The 18,120-nt window shown below is 39.7% G+C and carries 12 protein-coding genes and 1 pseudogene; 10 read left to right on the plus strand and 3 right to left on the minus strand.

Features of this window, described 5'->3' with window-relative positions:
• Positions 1–126: 126 nt before the first annotated feature.
• Together HMPREF1536_RS18465 and HMPREF1536_RS18470 are read left to right on the plus strand one after the other, a co-directional pair.
• Positions 127–1,392: an ATP-binding protein gene (locus HMPREF1536_RS18465; protein WP_028728369.1), complete on the plus strand. Its 1,266-nt coding sequence runs from the start codon at positions 127–129 to the stop codon at positions 1,390–1,392.
• Between the two features lie 190 nt (positions 1,393–1,582).
• Positions 1,583–1,742 (plus strand): annotated as a pseudogene (locus HMPREF1536_RS18470) (AAA family ATPase); the annotation flags it as partial.
• 766 nt (positions 1,743–2,508) lie between these two features.
• Here the strand turns inward: HMPREF1536_RS18470 and HMPREF1536_RS18475 are convergent.
• Genes HMPREF1536_RS18475 through HMPREF1536_RS18485 form a run of 3 tightly spaced genes read right to left on the minus strand, consistent with a single transcriptional unit; the run spans position 2,509 to position 7,596 of the window.
• Positions 2,509–3,723: a 5'-methylthioadenosine/S-adenosylhomocysteine nucleosidase family protein gene (locus HMPREF1536_RS18475; protein WP_157395722.1), complete on the minus strand. Its 1,215-nt coding sequence runs from the start codon at positions 3,721–3,723 to the stop codon at positions 2,509–2,511.
• A gap of 14 nt (positions 3,724–3,737) precedes the next feature.
• Positions 3,738–4,181, minus strand: coding sequence for a response regulator (locus HMPREF1536_RS18480; RefSeq protein WP_028728366.1), 444 nt, complete (start codon positions 4,179–4,181; stop codon positions 3,738–3,740).
• Positions 4,162–7,596: a hypothetical protein gene (locus HMPREF1536_RS18485; RefSeq protein ID WP_147337555.1), complete on the minus strand. Its 3,435-nt coding sequence runs from the start codon at positions 7,594–7,596 to the stop codon at positions 4,162–4,164. Before HMPREF1536_RS18485 ends, HMPREF1536_RS18480 begins: the two co-directional genes overlap by 20 nt.
• A 1,124-nt stretch (positions 7,597–8,720) precedes the next feature.
• Between HMPREF1536_RS18485 and HMPREF1536_RS18490 the strand changes: the two genes are divergently transcribed.
• The 8 genes from HMPREF1536_RS18490 to HMPREF1536_RS18525 all read left to right on the plus strand — a co-directional run bounded on the left by HMPREF1536_RS18490 (position 8,721) and on the right by HMPREF1536_RS18525 (position 18,111).
• Positions 8,721–9,641, plus strand: coding sequence for a tyrosine-type recombinase/integrase (locus HMPREF1536_RS18490; protein WP_028728364.1), 921 nt, complete (start codon positions 8,721–8,723; stop codon positions 9,639–9,641).
• A gap of 468 nt (positions 9,642–10,109) precedes the next feature.
• The gene (locus tag HMPREF1536_RS18495; RefSeq protein ID WP_028728363.1) at positions 10,110–11,525 is read left to right on the plus strand and encodes a DUF3575 domain-containing protein; all 1,416 of its coding nucleotides are present in this window, start codon (positions 10,110–10,112) and stop codon (positions 11,523–11,525) included.
• Between the two features lie 4 nt (positions 11,526–11,529).
• Positions 11,530–12,468, plus strand: a complete 939-nt coding sequence (locus HMPREF1536_RS18500; RefSeq protein WP_225608021.1) for a DUF5119 domain-containing protein — start codon at positions 11,530–11,532, stop codon at positions 12,466–12,468.
• Positions 12,469–12,516: 48 nt separating this feature from the next.
• The gene (locus HMPREF1536_RS18505; RefSeq protein WP_028728361.1) at positions 12,517–13,467 is read left to right on the plus strand and encodes a fimbrillin family protein; all 951 of its coding nucleotides are present in this window, start codon (positions 12,517–12,519) and stop codon (positions 13,465–13,467) included.
• A 9-nt stretch (positions 13,468–13,476) separates the two neighbouring features.
• A complete protein-coding gene (locus tag HMPREF1536_RS18510; RefSeq protein ID WP_028728360.1) occupies positions 13,477–14,451 on the plus strand; it encodes a fimbrillin family protein in 975 nt (324 codons plus the stop codon).
• Positions 14,452–14,493: 42 nt separating this feature from the next.
• Positions 14,494–15,798, plus strand: a complete 1,305-nt coding sequence (locus tag HMPREF1536_RS18515) for a fimbrillin family protein (protein ID WP_225608022.1) — start codon at positions 14,494–14,496, stop codon at positions 15,796–15,798.
• Positions 15,799–15,826: 28 nt separating this feature from the next.
• Positions 15,827–16,939: a fimbrillin family protein gene (locus HMPREF1536_RS18520; RefSeq protein ID WP_028728358.1), complete on the plus strand. Its 1,113-nt coding sequence runs from the start codon at positions 15,827–15,829 to the stop codon at positions 16,937–16,939.
• A gap of 11 nt (positions 16,940–16,950) precedes the next feature.
• Complete coding sequence (locus HMPREF1536_RS18525; RefSeq protein WP_028728357.1) at positions 16,951–18,111, plus strand: BF2992 family fimbrillin-A clan protein; 1,161 nt, start codon at positions 16,951–16,953, stop codon at positions 18,109–18,111.
• The last annotated feature ends 9 nt before the right edge of the window (positions 18,112–18,120 follow it).

Below are 18,120 nucleotides of genomic sequence, written 5' to 3' on the forward strand. Positions count from 1 at the left end.
ACATGCCTACTTTAGAATAGGATAAGTTTTATTCTGTCGGTAAAACGATAAGTATGAATTTTTGTTTTGTGTGTAAAACAAAAATAGACTATCTTTGTATTGTGACTAGAATGAAAATAGGAAGATATGGACAAAAATATTTTGAAAACAGTTATCGCCGACAATCAAGTGGAAGTTCCCAGATATAAGGTGATTCCACGAAATTTTACTTTCGAGGAGTTTGGAAACTATGTTTTTGTGGGTATTCGACGAGCGGGAAAGTCTTTTCTGCTATATCAACGGATGCAACAACTACTTGCACAGGGTGTACAGTGGAGTGAAATGCTTTATATCAATTTTGAAGATGAGCGTCTTACCGGAATGAAAGCAGAAGATTTAAATCTGTTGTTGGAGGTTCATTTAGAAATGTATGGAAAGAAACCTATCCTGTTTTTGGACGAAGTGCAAAATGTTTGCGGATGGGAGAAATTTGCCCGCCGTATGGCTGACACGAAACATAGGGTTTATATTACTGGAAGCAATGCCAAAATGTTAAGTCAGGATATTCAGACAACTTTAGGTGGACGTTATATTCCTATTGATGTTTATCCATACTCTTTCAAAGAGTTTTTGACAGCAAACAATGTTCCTGCTACTACTAATCATTTGCTGTCTACGGAAGGCAAAGCCGAAGTATTACGAAAATTCAATGACTATTTCTATTTTGGCGGATTCCCGGAAGGAGCCGAGTTATTGGTTAAACGGGATTACTTGACCAGTGTTTACCAAAAAATCTATTTGGGGGATATTGCAGCCCGTCATACGATAGATAACACATTCGCTTTACGTATCATGTTCAAGAAATTGGCTGAAAGTGTCAAGCAGCCTTTGTCATTTACCCGGATAGCAAATATTGTATCGTCAACCGGAGCAAAGGTCGGAACGCAGACAGTTATTAACTACATGGAGTACGCTAGAGATGCGTGGCTTATCAATCCTATACAGAATATAGCGGGGAAATTGGTTGATAAGGAAACTTCTCCCAAGTACTATTTCACAGATAATGGCATTCTGAACCTTTTTTTATTGGATGGGAATACTTCTTTATTGGAGAATATGGTAGCCGTAAATCTACTGCGTAAATATGGACGAAATGATGCTGTTTATTTCTATAATCAAGGTATTGAGGTAGACTTCTATATTCCCGACGATTACACAGTGATTCAGGTTTGTTACAATCTCGACAATAGCGATGGCACATTTGACCGGGAAATAAAAGCCTTGCTGAAAATTACCGAAGTTTTGGAATGTAAGCAACTATTAATTATTACCCGCGATACAGAACGAACGATAGAAATGAGTGGAAAAACTATTGAAGTCCTTCCGGTTTGGAAATGGTTGTTAAGTTTGTAATAATAAGAAAAGTATGATGCCCTGCGAAGAAATCTTTAAGGGCATCATACCTAATTTGAGTCAACTTAATTTGTATAGGAGTTTTCATATATCAGATTTGAATACCTCTAATTAACCGATTCTTTTTTTTGTAAATGCTGATCTTTATTGAGTACTTTGCGTAAAAGGTATTACTTCAATCAGATAAATTATGGCAAAGCTTTATCCTATCGGTATACAGAATTTTAAGAGTCTTCGTCAGGACGGATATATCTATGTTGACAAAACAGAGCTGATTTATCAATTAGTGAAAGCGGGTCGCTATTATTTTCTGAGTCGTCCGCACCGGGAAAAGTTTGCTTATTTCTACCTAGGAAGCTTATTTCTTGGGGAAGAAAGAGTTATTTGAAGGCTTGGCTATTGAAAAATGAACTTTGGGCAATAGGGAACACAGAGTAGGGGTAATCTGAAGTGGATATAAAGTTTTATGGTAAGATACATTTTGACTGTAGCCGTTCCGATAACAAACTGAATATGCACTTTATTTGATTGTGAGCCAGAAAGACTAAGCTAATAAAAATTCCGTTTACCAATCCAAGAATATCAAGAAGGGAATGATAACAGCTGGTTTTGATTGTGTGAACCATTCCAGCAAACAGAATTATTCAATTATCCCAGCATAATAAAGAGCACTTCTATAGTTGAACAGCTTAAGTTACAGGAATAAAATATTCAATTTTATGAAAGAAAAATAGGAATCAATCAGAATAGCATTCAAAAAACTTGTTTTTATCAATCTTAAAATCAAGGAAGCAAATAGTCAGACATTCAATATAGACTCATGTTGCTATCAGACAAAAAATATCAAAGATACAGTCTATTCAGTTCAACTATTCCCCTAGATATACACTTGTCTTTCAATTAAAACAAAGAAGAAAGAGCGCAAATTATAACTATTGTACTGAATATTAATATGTGCTGTAAACATTAAAAACAAAGGTAAACATATAGAATATACCATATGCTTACCTTTGAATTATTTTATTACTTCCATTCTAAATCTCAAATTTGTATTTTACAAAATAAAATATATCTAGGAATTGCATTATCTGAATTGAATGAGCGGTGTGAACAGATTTAATAATTATATTTTAAGAAAAAGTACACAAAACTAGCACTGGAAAAAGCGCACATATTTTGATAATCATCACCTTTTGCTTCATTGGCAAAATCACATACTGATTTAACCATTAAACATTGTTTTTTTTCTATATAACCTGTTTTATATAATCCATATCCTTCCATTTCCACCCCAGCAAGCTTTCTTTCGCCAACTTTCAGGCTGTTTGCAAATTTAGAATTAGCAACAACATATGAACCACAAGCTGTAGGAGCAATCACTATTTGGGGAATTTTGTCGGATTTATGCAGAAAAGCTTTTCTTAATTGATTGTAAATTTTAGTATCTATATCTTCTTCTGTAAGAAAATGATGGATCGTACCCAGCAACTCATATTCAACATCTAAAGGGTTGTAACTAGGTTCCAAAAAAGCTTCACCATTTTCATTCGATTTTAATTTTCCACTACCATAATCAAAAATTCGCTCGGCTATAATAATATCCCCCATGTTTACTTTTCCTTCAATACCAGCACAAATCCCTGTCATAAATAAACATTTAAGCTCAAAAAGGCTAAACATCAATGCGGAAACTACTGCAGTAGCTTGCATCCCCATTTCGTTTACACAACACGATACTATTTTTAATCGACTTCCATTCATTGTTGAGATTTCTGCTGAGTAAAAAATAAACGGATGTCCTTCAATTTTAAACTTCTTCCAATCGATATTCATGAATGCGGATTGCATTAGTGAAAATTCTTTGTCTAATGCACAAATTACACCATAATCAAAGCGATACTTTTCACCTAATGATTTTGAGAAATATTCTTTAGTTCTTATTAAATGTTGTATCTTATTTTGCAACTTTGTTTTCCAATCATTTTTACTTAAATCAAATTTAAGCAAATGCCACAGCTTATCTTCAAATTTACTCTTAGAGGTTTCTAGTAAATCGTCAAATTGAGAAAATCCTATTATATGTATAGGGATATGAATATATGTACTTGTGTATATTTCATCAATAAATTTAGGACTTTCTTCAGCATCTGGTTCACTGTCATCATTTAAAGGCATGACCAAATCCAAAAGCAGCAAATCATAGTCATACTTAGTTAATAATTTACGTCCTTCATTTATTGTTATTGCAGTATCAATTTTATCAGAAGGTATTAAACAATCATCTGTTAAATATCTTTTTATAGCCTCTGTTTTAGGACGAGAGTCGTCCATTATTAAAATTTTAATCATATACTTTCTTCTATCATTTTTTTTAAATTAAATTGCCATTCATTGTTAGAATGAGAGAAAAAGACATATCCACAATATATATCTGCATATTCATTCCTCAAATTCTCATCCAATTGTTTAATCTTAGTTCCTACAAAATTTTCGTACATTGTAACAACTATAACCTTTACTGTAATTTCTCGTAAGTACATCTGACTTAATATTTTAGTGCCTGCAAGTGGTTCAGGCTCTCCACCCATTTCATCTTCTGAGATATCATATGTTTGCATACTCATATCTAATAACATAAGGTCATAATTTTTATAATTGAGCACAATTTCTTTTGTTGCAGAATTATAAGACTGACGATCTGTTATCTCATAATCAGGAAACTCCTTAGATATATATTCTTTCAATTTATCTAATTTTTTTTGATTATCTTCAACTATTAATATCCTCATCTTCTATTTTTAGGTTTTCAACATTAATATCTATATTTACAATGAATTTTCCATCTTTTAATTCAACTTGTGCATTGTTATTCTCGCACCTTAAGTCATATTTGATAATTTTTTTAGCTTTACCTAATCCACTCTTTCCTTCTGTTAAGCATGAAATATTCTCATTTGACATTGTTGTTTTTACACCCTCTATTTCAATCCTTTCTGGAGATTTATTCTCAAACACACAATTTAAATGATTTTTATTATTTAAATTACATATTATATTAAAGTTTTTTTCATCTTTAATCGGTTGAGTGTACTTGAACATATTATCTAAAAAGATGCGAAATAAATCTGTAAAATGTATCAAATAGTCTCCTTTTATTTTCAATCCTTTAACACACTGTATTTGAAGATTCGCATTGTCTTTAGGATAGCATTTTGCAGTATTTTCCCAAACTAAATCCAATAAAGTTTCTATATCGAAATCTTCCAACTCTGGTCCAGAGATTTTAAACCACCCCTCTATTTTATATAGACGTTGATCTATGGTATTATACGCTGTATTTATTGCACTGTAAATTTCTGGAAAACTCTCTTGTGATATCTGTACCAACAAATTACTTCTTAGTATATTAAATGCTTGCTCAAAATCACTTCTGACATTTGTATTAATGAATCTTCTTATGTTTTCCAAATTTGATTCAGTACGCTCCCATAATTTACGTAATATAGCCCAACAGCACTCCTGGTAAGTTTCCATATTTCCTATTTCATAAGTCCATTGTTCTATTTCTGAATTGCTAACATCGTAATTAAACAACCCATCTTGATGAATAGCATCTTCTTTAATTTGAAGCTTTTCTTTTATTAGGTGATATAATAGCGAGTCTACTTTTATAGAAAACTGTTCAAGTTCTTTATTAATGATAGCATTCATTCGACTATCAATACCATATTTTTTTTGCCAAAAATTGTTAGAAATATACTTGTTGTTTGTCCGATTAAAAATCAAGTTCTCTTTGTCTATTTCTGGTCGTAATTCTCCTTCTAATACCCCATGCCTGATTCGAGTACTTAAATAGGCCACAATACCATACTTACTATTAAGAAATTTATCTCTAACCAAATCAAATATAGAATAAAATACCTCCAATAATGCATTGTCTGAAAATTTCACCCCAGGATCTTTTTTTTCTCCATCTTCAAACTGAACAACTTTATAGGTTCCACCTTGTAAAATGACAATTTTTAAATTGTCTTTTATAACAAGTTTGAATATTGTTTTGAATCTATTGAACAGTCCATCAACATCTCTCAATTCATAATTAACAATAGCCTGATCATTTGCAAATATTTTACTGTCATCTAATTTCTTACTTCCTTCATATACAATAAGACTATTTGATACTATATCTAATTGTTCTTGATACGCTTTTCGGTTTGGAGTGTTTAGATCTACTAAAAATTTTAAAATACGCTGCTTTTCTTGTAAGTTATCTAATGTACTATTTATGTATATAAAATGTCGTAATGTTTCTTCTTTATAAATAACATAATAGAAGCATTCGATTTTTTTTATATCCTCAGTAATTAACTCTTCAAATAGTTCAGAGGGCTTTTGTTTGTCGTAAACTTCACAATAACTTTGCAATATAAAGCTTTTATCTGCATCATCTCCAGCGTTTAATCCAACAAAAATAGGTAACTCTATACAACGTCTAATTCCCTTATATTTCATTTTTCTCAATATATGCATAAAATCAGTAATATTGATTTTTGCCACACTGACGGGATTTTCAATATAATTATTTACATAGAATTTTATAGCTTCTAAATATTTATCTTCATTAACCATACATTCAAATGCATATTTCAATGCAACTTGGACAATAGACTTTGAATATTTATACTTTTCCACTATGCACTTCCATCCTTCTAAAGATAAGTTAAATTCCTTATTCTCAAAAAGGATTTTTGCATTGTCTATATCTCGTATGTAATCTACAACTTCACCACTGGGAGTATCTTCTTTTTTTATTCTTCTCAAATATTGTCGAATCGTAATTGAGTTATTAAATAACTTTTCCCCTAGTTTCAAATACTCTAGAGCTTTATTTTTTTCACGTTCTGCAATTGCTAATGGATCATAGTGACATAATGAACTTTGTTTTAAACGTAAGGATTTCTCATTATTTTCCTCTTCTTTTATGAAATAATCCAAACCATAAGCTAATTTGAAACTATAAATATTTTTATTTTTCTGATATAGATTATATAAAGCATCAGAACTGTTATCTTCATTGTTTAATGCATAAAATATTTTTATAGATATTTGATTTAGTAATGAATCAATATCGTTTGAGATATGTATATATCCTCTATTTAGAGCTAATAAACTTCGACAATAAAATACTAAAACATCAAAACAGCATGAGGATTTTTTTACATATAATTTTGATAAGTTTATTACTTTCTCATATTCTCCACTGTAGTAACTATCTAAAATATCTAAGTATTCGAAGTCGAAATAAATATCAGGAATACGTTCAGGATACACCAATGCAAATAAAGGTATCCACATTGTATCTTTAGTTTTATTGTATAGATATAGAGCTCTATTGGCTATGTATTCATCATTTTTACCATGAATATATATAGTTTGCATTAAATAAATTAAAGTTAAATATCTATCAACTAATGAATTGGTATTTTCAAAAGCGAATATTGTTTTGAATTCATCGACATTGTAGTTCTTAAAATAATTTAATTTAAACAGAAAGTAGTCACAGTTGCTTTTTTGAAAATCAGTTCTATTTCTTTGGAAATAGTTTTGTAAATCCAAATCATATTTATAAGCTGATAGATTTCTAGCTGTGCGGTAAGAAATAAAATGTAGAATGGAAGTAACAAAACCAGCATGTGTCTCCCCCTGTTTTTCATTAATATCAGATATCAACAAAAACTTATCATCTGTTTTATTACTATATTCATATAATAAAAGTTTTGCTTCATAATACCAAATAGATACACCTAATTCTTTTCTCACATTTTCTAGTACATTCAAAGCTTCACTGTATCTACCATGTAAAAAAAGATGTTCAAACAATCTTTTTTGCAAAACAAAGAACTGTATTTTTTCTTTATTATACTTAATTTGTAATGAGATCCAGGAAATTTCACTTTCTATGCTGGTTGGTTTCAAATAGAAATCTCTATTACCTCCCAATGTTTTTGGATCATTGGGGAAAATAGTTCCAAACATATACTCTTTAAACTTAGAAGATTTTTTAATAAAACTTTCAACTATTTCCAAAAGTGTACTATAGTCTACAGAATTCCTTATTGATACTAATCTTCTTGTAAACCTTGGATAATCTAATCCTTGGTTTAGTAAATCTTGTATTAGCTGATATTTCTTTATTTTTTTCATATTATTACATAGAAATACGACAACACTATTATCACCTGATTTAATAATCATGGTAAAGATAATAAAAATATGGCTTAAATCTATTTACAATCAAAAGAAATAAAAAATAATTACTATTTCATCTAGCTGTACGTTTCTACATTAAAGTATATACTGAATTAGAAATTGAAACACTATTCTAATGTGAACATAAAACAAAGATATACTGCAATATATCTTATCGAAAAATCATTAACCACTAGTTCGTCGATAGTTTTGTAACTCCATGCTACCTTTACCTCTAATATTCTCCATAGAGTAAACTACCGCAGAAGCACGGAGAAAATCAGTAAGTTAAATCATGGAGTATGTTTGGAATTGAAAAATATAAAATTCTAAATATCAGTATTGTAGTTCTGGGACGAGAATCCTAGGTAGATTATCAAAAACTAACTAGGGAAAAAACTCCTAGAATACAAACATATTGTAGAATTTTTTATGTCTAAGTATTGTTTGAAGAACCCAAATTGACACTTATATCAATTGACATTCTGTCAATCTAACCATTGTCTCCCCACTCTGTACATAAGCAGGGAATAGATAAAGCGCATTTATCCCCTCAATCCGAACTTCAGCAATAACGGATTGAGGGGATTTTCTTTTTTTCAACGGCATTCGGATACTTGAAAATGCAATCATCATAATGATTTCAGTCCAAATGACAGACATAAGACAAAACCAACTACAATCTGTCACATAAAAACGGCCTATCCAAAAAGAGCTTCCAGCTTTGTAAAAGGTATATTAGCCTACTTTTAGAGTATACCCCCGAAGAAAATTCCCTTATATTCTGCAATGTTAAAAATTTCATTGTAATGATCAACCCAATTCATTGTGATAAGTGCCTGGAGTCATTGTGATGACTTCCCCAAGGCATTATGATGATCGGGAAGAATCATTGCAATGAGTTTGTGTAAAGGTGGAAATGAGGGTAGGAAATGATGGTGAAAGATGTGATTTTCTTTCTAAAACATACTTTTTTAGAGATAGTGCCGTTAGCAGAAACTGCGAAAACCGAACAATCTGCAAGCCCTGAATGTTTATCTTTATCTTTTTGATTAATAACGATAAAGAAGGAATAAGTTATGAGAAATAAAGATTTTTGCATACTGATGCTTGAGCAGGAAAAGCAGAAGCGCAGTAATGGGGATGAAAGCACGGCCGATCTGTATCGTGCTACCCGAAATCATTTTGCAGCATTCATTCGTGAGAGAGGAAAGAGCAGATTGTTGGGAGATGTGACGCAGGATGTTGTGCAGGAGTTTATTCGGTATCTGAAAGGAAAGAAACTGCGCGTGAATTCGGTGAATAGTTATATTAGTAACTTGCGTGCGATGTACAACCGTGCTTGCCGGGGGTGGAAAGGGCGGCCTGAGGAACGGCCGTTCGAGGGGATGCAGTTGCAACGGGAGGAAACTGTTAAACGGGCAGTCCCGGTGGAAGTGATCAAGCAGATGGCTGCACTTGATCTGGAAGAGGAACCGGAGAAAAAGCTGGCGGTGGATATGGCCCTGTTTTCTTTTTTGGCTTGCGGTATGCCTTTTGCGGATATCGATCGTCTAGGAGGGGAGAACCTGGTTGAAGAAGGAAAAGTATTGTCGTATCGCCGGCAAAAAACAGGTGCACTGATCGAGATGGAAGTTTCGGAGCCTATGCAGTTACTGATTAATCGTTACAGGCGGGCGGATTCCAAATATCTTTTTCCAGTGTTACAGGAGGGAGCTACGCATGAACAGTATAAACAATGTCTGGCACAGGAAAATCAATATCTGGCAGATGTGCAGGTCTTATTGGGTTTATCTGCAAAGTTGACGACCTATGTTTTTCGCCATAGCTGGGCATCTGCGGCTTATCATCTTGGGATACCGATCGCTATCATTAGCCAGGCCCTGGGGCATTCTTCCGAGAAAATGACACGCATTTACTTGTCTGCATTTGATGCAGGTAAGGTAGGAGAAGCAAATAAAAGGGTTTCTGAAGGTGTGAAGGAACTGATGGCTGCATAAATTATCCTTATTTATATAATAAGGTAATTACCTCTCTTTTTGTTTGATATCCAAGCCTTTACAACTTGTGGATTTCGCAAAAGAGTTTGAATGCTCTGCAAACATAGGAAGAATCTTATGGAAAAACAAAGCTTTTGGGTAAAATCCTAAAAAAAACATATAGAATTTGTATTAATTAACCTAGTTTCCTGCTTGTGACCTTTAAATCATAATTTTCAAAGAATAAGACATAAGGCGGGTGAAGACTGCTGTCTTATTAATATCCGTTTGAAAAAAACTGTTATCATTTTTACATGTTTTTACTCCACAAAATATTGAAATAAGACATCATTCTAAAATATCCCAGGGATAAAACTCATTAAATCCCCCTTAAAACCGAGGTGCTTTTTATCTTTTCCCCTTATTATATAAATAAGGGGCACCTTAGAAGTAAATCGGAAAATCAAAGACTGGTATTGATATAATATTATGTATAGGATAAAAGGATCACAAAGAAAAGCGTTCTACCTGTTGTTATTTTTCAGCCTGGTTTGGCGGGAAGTGACTGCGCAGACAACGACCTATCATAAGGCGGAATCTTTTTTATTCTCTTTCAAAGAGAACAGCGACCTGTTCCTGGCTGATTACGGCGATAACGCTTACCAATTAGAGCGTATGGGGCAACTTCTGGATGCCTCCCGCAACCGTCTGCTGAAAGGAGACAACCACCTCTTGATCGTTTCACATGTGGATGCTTATGGCTATGAAGAGGATGCGGTGGTGAACGAAGCCTCGCTGCGTGCCAGTCGTATTCGTGCCTATCTGAAAACCCGTTTCGACATCCCTCATGACTGTGTCGCTTTTTACATCGACCGTAGCGGCAGCTATCGCGATCAGATACATATATATAATGTATACCGTCCGCTTCCGTGGTTTGCCAATATCTCGATCCATTACAGTGAGAGCCGTTATCCGATAGCCGTAAAGGCAGCTATCGGTGAGTACGGTGCAATCCCTTATGTTGATTTGTACCGTCGTGGAGAAGCTGGTGGTTACGACCGCGAAGTCTATCGTATCGACGATCCTCTTTTCGACCGTACGGAACTGGAAGATTACCGGCTGGCATCGGTGACGGATACGATTCGTCGTAACGAGAGAGTAGAGCTCTCGGCTGTCAATCTGGCAACGACCGTTACAACAAAGGAAGTGGTACGGGTGGTCACAAAGCATAAAGAGAGAACGGATGAAACTGCAACCCCTGAGGGGATAACTCCTGTTGCTCCCGCTGTCAAAAAGAAAACAATACCGATGGAGCAAAGTCCTGTATATCTGGCCGTAAAAACAAACCTTCTTCCCTGGTTTGGCGTAGTTCCTTCACTTCGTCTGGGAACGGGTGAGACGAAAATAGAAACAGGCGCCTTTATGCCTAATCTGGAAGTGGAATGCAGTTTTGCCGGTCGCTGGTCGCTGGCGCTGTCGGGCATGTATTCCGACTTTGCCTATAAAAACAAGACGCGCGATAGCTGGTCTGTCTCTGAAATATCCCTTGAATCAAGAACCTGGCTGTCCCCCTCGGGAAGGTTTACCGGCCTGCATACCGGGGTGTTTGCCGAGTATGGTGACTTCGATGTACGTGGCAACGCGATCGATAGCTCTGAGGATATACTTTACGGCCGGACGGGCTGTTTCTGGTCGGCGGGCTTGTCGATGGGGTATCGTTTCTCCCTGGCCGGAGGTTTGGGGATGGGGCTGAGTGTACGTGCCGGTTACCGTTCGGTCTTCGACGGGAAGAAATACCGCTATGACGCGCCGGATGACCGAAATTATTTGGAAACCCGTTTTGCCTCGACGGGATTTATGTTGGGGCTTCGGATCAGTTTGTCGTACCGTTTTCAAATCAGATAGGAAGATGGAAAGGAATAAAAGAAATAAGAAATATCGTATAATACAACTGATGGGTTGGATGATATATGCCGTATGGACCGTAGCGGTCTTGTCTTGCGCATACCGTATGACGGACGAGGATTGGGAGAAGAACGGAAAAGTACGTTTACTGCTTCGTCGCCCTGACAGTGGTTGCCCGGAGAATATGACGTGGTATTTCTATCCGGAAGGTTCGGATAGTCCGATTATCCGTACGGGGGACGTTTCGGGATATGAAGGTACATTGCCTTCGGGTTGTTATCGGGTGGCTGTCTGTAACAGGGGGTGTACGGGTGTCACGCTTGAAATGGAGAAGGGATATGAGGAAGCTTGCGGAAGAGCGCAGCGGCTTTCTTCCCTGAAATCTTCATCGGTGCAGATAGCCTGTCCGGGTAATCTGTACGGGGCAGGTTTTGACCTGATCGAGGTGGACGGAAGAGAAGTTGTGGCAAAGGAATTGTCTGCGGTAAACCTTGTCCGTACATTAGAAATGAATATAAAAGTCACAGGAGGGGAAAAGGGAGATGTCGTTCCGGCGGTCTTGTCGGGAAGGTTGACCGGTGTTTCGTCACGGGTTCATATACCTTCCGGCAAGCCGCTATTCGATACGCAGGCCTTTATGACGTTCGAGCCGGAAGAGACCGGACCTGGCATTTATACATCAACCTTGAACCTGTTTGGATTGTCTTCGGGTGAGGAAAGCGGTGAAATGGTCGACCTGATCCTAACGATGACACTGGCAGACGGAAAGGAAATCACTTCATCCACGGATATAACGAATGAGGTGAAAGAAGCATTCGCTGTCGGAATTACGACACATGTGATACTGGATCTGGTTGTCCGCTATAATGAAATGTCCGGTTTGACGATCACGCTGAAGGAGTGGAAACCGGGTAGCGGCGGTTCGGGTGTGGTTACTCCCTGAAACGAAATGAAAACGATAGTAATAATAACGATAAAACACTGGTATAATATGGAAAGAGGAAAATTATTGATCATGAGTCTGTTGGCGACAGCTTTCTTAAACAGTTGCACCGACATGGAAGAGCCGGTGACGGATGGAGCGGCTGAAGCAATAGAGGTGAATGCCGGAATAGCGGAGGCTACCCGTGCGGTGATCGGCGGTGGTTATACGAATGATCTGGAAGTATCGTTTGCCCGTTTGAATAATCCCGGTACAGCTGGCGCTGCGTGGACCTCTATCGACGCAGTCCGTACAGGTGGTACGGGTAATACGGCGCTGACTTTTGAGCCGGAACAAACCTATCTGGCGGAAGAGAGAAAGTCTGTCCTGATTGGTTATTATCCCCGCAAGGAACCGAGCGGAGCCACCAACCCTGCCAGCGTCACTTACACTATAACGGGCGACGAGGACATCATGGTGACAGGTGTGCAGACCGGTTCGCTGGTCGATAAGTTCGAGACTTTTACTTTCAGCCACCTGCTAACCCAGTTGCAGTTCAAGTGTGTTGGTTCAGCCGGTGCGATCGGTAAATGGACGGCGGTCGCTTCCATTAAAGTAAAAAATGTAGCCACGGGATTGAAGCTATCGCTGGATAAAACAAGCGGAGCTAAACTAACGGTCACGGGTACGGCCGACCAGACACTGACAGTTAAGAACTGTCCTTCTATGATCTCTGCTTTAGATGCCGAAACTCCGCCAACCGGTTATCTGCTGCTTTACCCGACGGCCAATATGGGAACGGAGAGTCTGCCTGTCTCTCTGGAAGTGAAAGGAACATATGATGGGAATGCGAAAACCCTGAATGTCATAGTCTCGAATATCGGTGAAGGAGTGAAAGCAGGCTATTCGCATCTGATCACGCTCACCTTTACGGAGGACGGTAAAATAGCGGTAGAATCCGGTATCGCCCCGTGGCTGCCGGGTAACGGCGGCAGTACAATAGTAACCTCCGGAGAGTAATTTTCAGAGATGAATAACCTTAAAGTCATAGTATTAGCATCAGTCGTCATCCTTTCGGGCCTCGCCGCCTGTTCGGACAGCAATCCTGCTCCGGAGCCGGTCCCGGAAACAGCGGTTTGCTTGGAAGGTGCGATCGGAGCGTCGACGCGCGGGATAATCGGCTCGGGCTATGAACAGGATCTGAAGGTTAGCTTTGCCCGTCAGGATGAATCGGCGGTTTCAACGGGTACATATAGTGGGTGGGCTGTACACGAGGCTGTGCGTCAGGGTGGAAGGGGGAACCGCCCGATTGTATTTGCCCAGTCGCAGTCGTACCCGGCGGATGGCCGTCATATCCGCCTGCACGGTTATTATCCGGCGAAGGGGGAGCCGACAACCGATGCAGGAACGGGCAAAGTAACCTTCTGCATAGACGGAACGACGGATATCATGGCAACGGGAATCCTCGAGGGAAACGGCTATGTTCCGGTGACGACCTGTACGTTCCGTCATTTGCTGACTCAGGTCCGCCTGGTCTGTTACAGTGACCGAGCCGATGCATGGGGAACGATACAAACGATCGAAGCAGCAGATGTACATACCCGTCAGGAACTGGATTTGTCAGCGGAAACGCCCCGTTTGGCGGATATATCCGTGGCGGAAAATATAAAGAACCTCCCGGTGCAGGATATTACCGGTCTGCTAATCCCGCAGGTAGCGTCCGACGGATCGCCTCCTGAGGCACAAGGCTGTCTCCTTTTTCCGGTATTTCCGGTGGATGGGACGGCGGCTCATCCGCTCCATCTTCGGATTACGACAACGAAAGATGGCAATGGCAACCTGAAAGAAACCCTCTCCGATGTTTTCATCCGGATAGAGGGCGGTTTTCAAACCGGTAAAAGCCATATCGTCTCACTCTTTTTCACCGAAGCAGCCAACATACAAACCACGCATGTCAGTGTGGAAGCGTGGATGGAGGATGAACAAGGGGAGATGCCGATATGATAAAATATGAATGAATAACAGGAAATAAAACTTTTAAAACGAATGAAAATGAAAACGATCACGACAAAGTGGGCCATGCTGATAGCCCTTGTGACAGCGATAAGCTGTTCGGAAACAGAGACAGGAATAGAGCCGGAACTGGGTGGCAGTGACGGCCAGGTGGCATTGGGTATCAACCCGAACCTGAAGGTGGATGCCGGACTGAAATCGACAACCAAAGCGGTGGTAAGCGGCAGTGCGATTACCTATACGGATTATAGTACGGCTCCTGGTCTGGGAGTAGTGGTGACCAACTCGGATGCAACTGACTGGTATTCTCCCGATGCATCGAGTTCCGGCTATACCGGCCCTCATGTATGGTATATGGGAGATGCAAAAGGTGAGAACTGGATTTCGATTACCGAGAAAGGTCTTAGTTATGACCCCAAGAATGAAAAGCCTTATTATCTGAAAGAAACGATAGGTAAGGTATATGCTTATTATCCGTATGATGTAAATGCACTGAGTAGCCTGCTAAGTATAAACAGTGAATCCGATCTTAAAATCCCGATCACAGTTATTGCCAGCGGAGAGATGGATGCTTCGGCAAATAATGCGAATAAAATCTGGAATGCCACTTCATGGTCAGCTAACAAAAACAAGGGGGTAAGCCTGTCTTTGACAACCGAAAAAGACTACCTGTATTTTGATGGGACGGAGGGTGGCCGGAATGTAAACAACGGCCGTGCCAAAGGGCAGATACCTTTCGATCCGGAGAGTGGCCCGAATAATACCGATGCGAATAACCCCGGCTACCTGATCAACCTGGCCATGAAGCATGCCATGGCGATGGTATCTTTCCGTGTGTACGATGGTGGTAACTTGAGTGATAATGATGTGAATTTTACGAAGTTTGAAATCAAGAACCATCAAAACAGCTCCAATCTTTTTAAAACCGGAACCGGCAAGATGGCGTTGGCAGATGGCGCAATAAGCGATAATTCAACCACCGGAGCACTTAGCCGTACAATTACGAATTACGTCCTGATGAAGCAGATCAAGGAGGGAGAGCAAAGCGACAAAGCATTTATCGAAGACAAAACTACGACCGGACAGGCCGTATCTAAAAAAGTCAGTGCAATCGTCTATCCGATAGCTGGTTTTGGCGATAATGAAATCGATGTAGTGATAACTCTCCAGGAGGGTGGTAATACGCCTGTCGAATATACGGTTACTCTGCCGGCTCATGAATGGACGGCGGGTTCCAACTGCATCTATACGTTCTCTGCCGGCCGTAATAAGTTGACAGTGATGGATGTAACTGTGGAAGACTGGGTGGAAGACGAACAACCGGATATTTCATTGTAATACATTAATAATAAAAAAGACAAATCCCATGAAACCATTCTTATACCGATTAGTACCTGTGTTTTTGTTACTGTGTGCTGCGTGTACAGAGGCAGAGATCGTTTTGCCGGGGTCTGGTGGCGACGAGCCAGAAGAGGGTGTTCCTTTTCGAGTGAAGAATCTGGGCATGTGGATGGAGGTAGAGTCGAGAAGTGTCGTGACGGGCGGCCCCGGGGAAACGAATAGGAACCCGAACCCGCTGACCGGGATAGGCATTTGCGTGACGAAACAGAATAGTAGTGGTACGGAGATTTTATACAACAATGCTGTCAGTAGCCAGCAGTTCGTATACAACCCGGCAGGGAGTCCTCCTCTTTGGGAACTGGCAGAAGGAGAGGAAACGCTTCCTTTGTATTCGGAGAAAGGGACAGTTTATGGCTATGCTCCGGCAGAAAAGAGTGTTTCGCTCGCAGGCATTCCGAAAGCTCTTTTAATGAATGGTGTAAAGGTGTTGGACGAGCAGAAGTTCTACTTTTCTGACGGTAACGCAACGGTAGATGCAGCAACGGATGTGCAATGGGAAACCGACCAGGAGGATTACCTCTATTGCACGGCTACGGATCAGGTAGACCGTTGGCATCCGGAGGTTTCTTTGACGATGAATCATGCATTGGCAAAAGTGAGTTTCCGTGTACTGGAAGTTAATGCAGGTTCTTCTTTTGCCGGTTGCCGGGTGGCTAAAATCGTATTGAAAAGTAACGGAGGATTCAAAAAGTCTGCTGCCGCCCAATTGAATCTGGTAACGGGTGAAACAACCGGAACAATAACGCCTGTCGATCTGCTGCAATTTACGGCCGGAGGTGATAAACGCGTGGTAGGAACCGGTACAGACGTAACGTCGGAAGTTCCGGTACAGGCTTTTGGTCTGGTTATTCCTGTCAGTGATGTAGGTATCTCCCTGGAGCTGACACTCGATGACGGTCGTACGTTTAATATGGTTCCGGGAGCCGACAGTGACGTTCCCGGAACATTTACCGCTAGTTGGGAAAAAGGATACAACTACATCTATAATATCCGTATGTCGCCGCAAGGGATCGAGATAGCAGATGTGAAAGTGGCCGGTTGGAACGATGGCGGTTCAGTGGATATTCCTGTCGAATAATAAATGAGAAAATGAAACGGATGTTGACACGATTATTTTTGCTAGAACTCTTGTTGGCCGGACTGCTTACAGGATGTGCCTGCGGTATGGTAGAAGATATTGTACCGGAGGAAGCCCGGTTGGTAGAGGTCGGATTCGTTAAACCCGACCTGGGGATACCCGCTGTGCTGACGCGTGCAGAAGACACAGAAGTTCCGGCTCCGACTCCGTTGCCGGAAGGTTCAACTATACGGATTGTTGCTTATTACAGGAGTAGCATAGGGGTAGAGGCTTCTCCCGTTCCGTTTTCTACGACGACTCCCACCGTTGAAGCTACCTATAAGGTCATGGCCGACGGTTCGTTGGCACTTTGCTCGGTGGACGATACGGGAAAACCGGTCGATGGCAAAGCCGAAGGCATGGTTGTCAGGGGAGGAGTGTATGATTTTTATGCTGTTTCTCCGGCAAGGAAACTGGCAAAAAGTGTTGATGGAACGTATAAGATAACAGATATTCCTCATAAAGAGGATGTAATGACATCTTTTGTCCGTGGCGTAACTATAGCGGCAAGTTCGCGTCTGGTAACTTTGGCGACTTTCAGTCGTAAATGTGCATTAGTGGTATTTAATGTAGCTCCGTCCAAAGAGAATGTGATCCCTTTCACCCGACTGTATGCAACCGGGTTGACCATAAGTAAAATATCCTCGTCCGGTGCAGCTCTTATAGTAGGTGAAGATACCGGTATTCCATGCACCGGTGGTGAAGCCGGAGATAAAACAGAAGTGGTATTTGCTTCGGAAGAATTTGAACCGGTGGAGTCTGATACCGATAATCTGGGTTTGAACAAGACAAAAGGAATACTTCTTCCTAAAAATACGGAACCTTTTGATGTGGAGATCGAAGTACAAAGGGATGATAAAACGGCGACGTTGAAAACAACGATCGATAAAAATATATCTTTCGATGAAGGTAAACGATATGTTTTCACCCTGAAGGTGAAGAACAACGAAAGCTCCCTGCTCATGACAGTACTGGATTGGAAGGAGACAATCTTCTTTACAGATGCGAATGTAGGAGCTCCGGACGAACCCTATCCTGACCCGGATATCAATGAAGGAATAGGAACTTCGTTTGTTGTGGCAAGCTGGAAAGAAATTGTATGGACTGATGGGGAAGTTGGCGGTGGTCAATAATTGTGGATA

Source organism: Parabacteroides gordonii MS-1 = DSM 23371, from assembly GCF_000969825.1.
In the GTDB taxonomy this organism is placed as follows: domain Bacteria; phylum Bacteroidota; class Bacteroidia; order Bacteroidales; family Tannerellaceae; genus Parabacteroides; species Parabacteroides gordonii.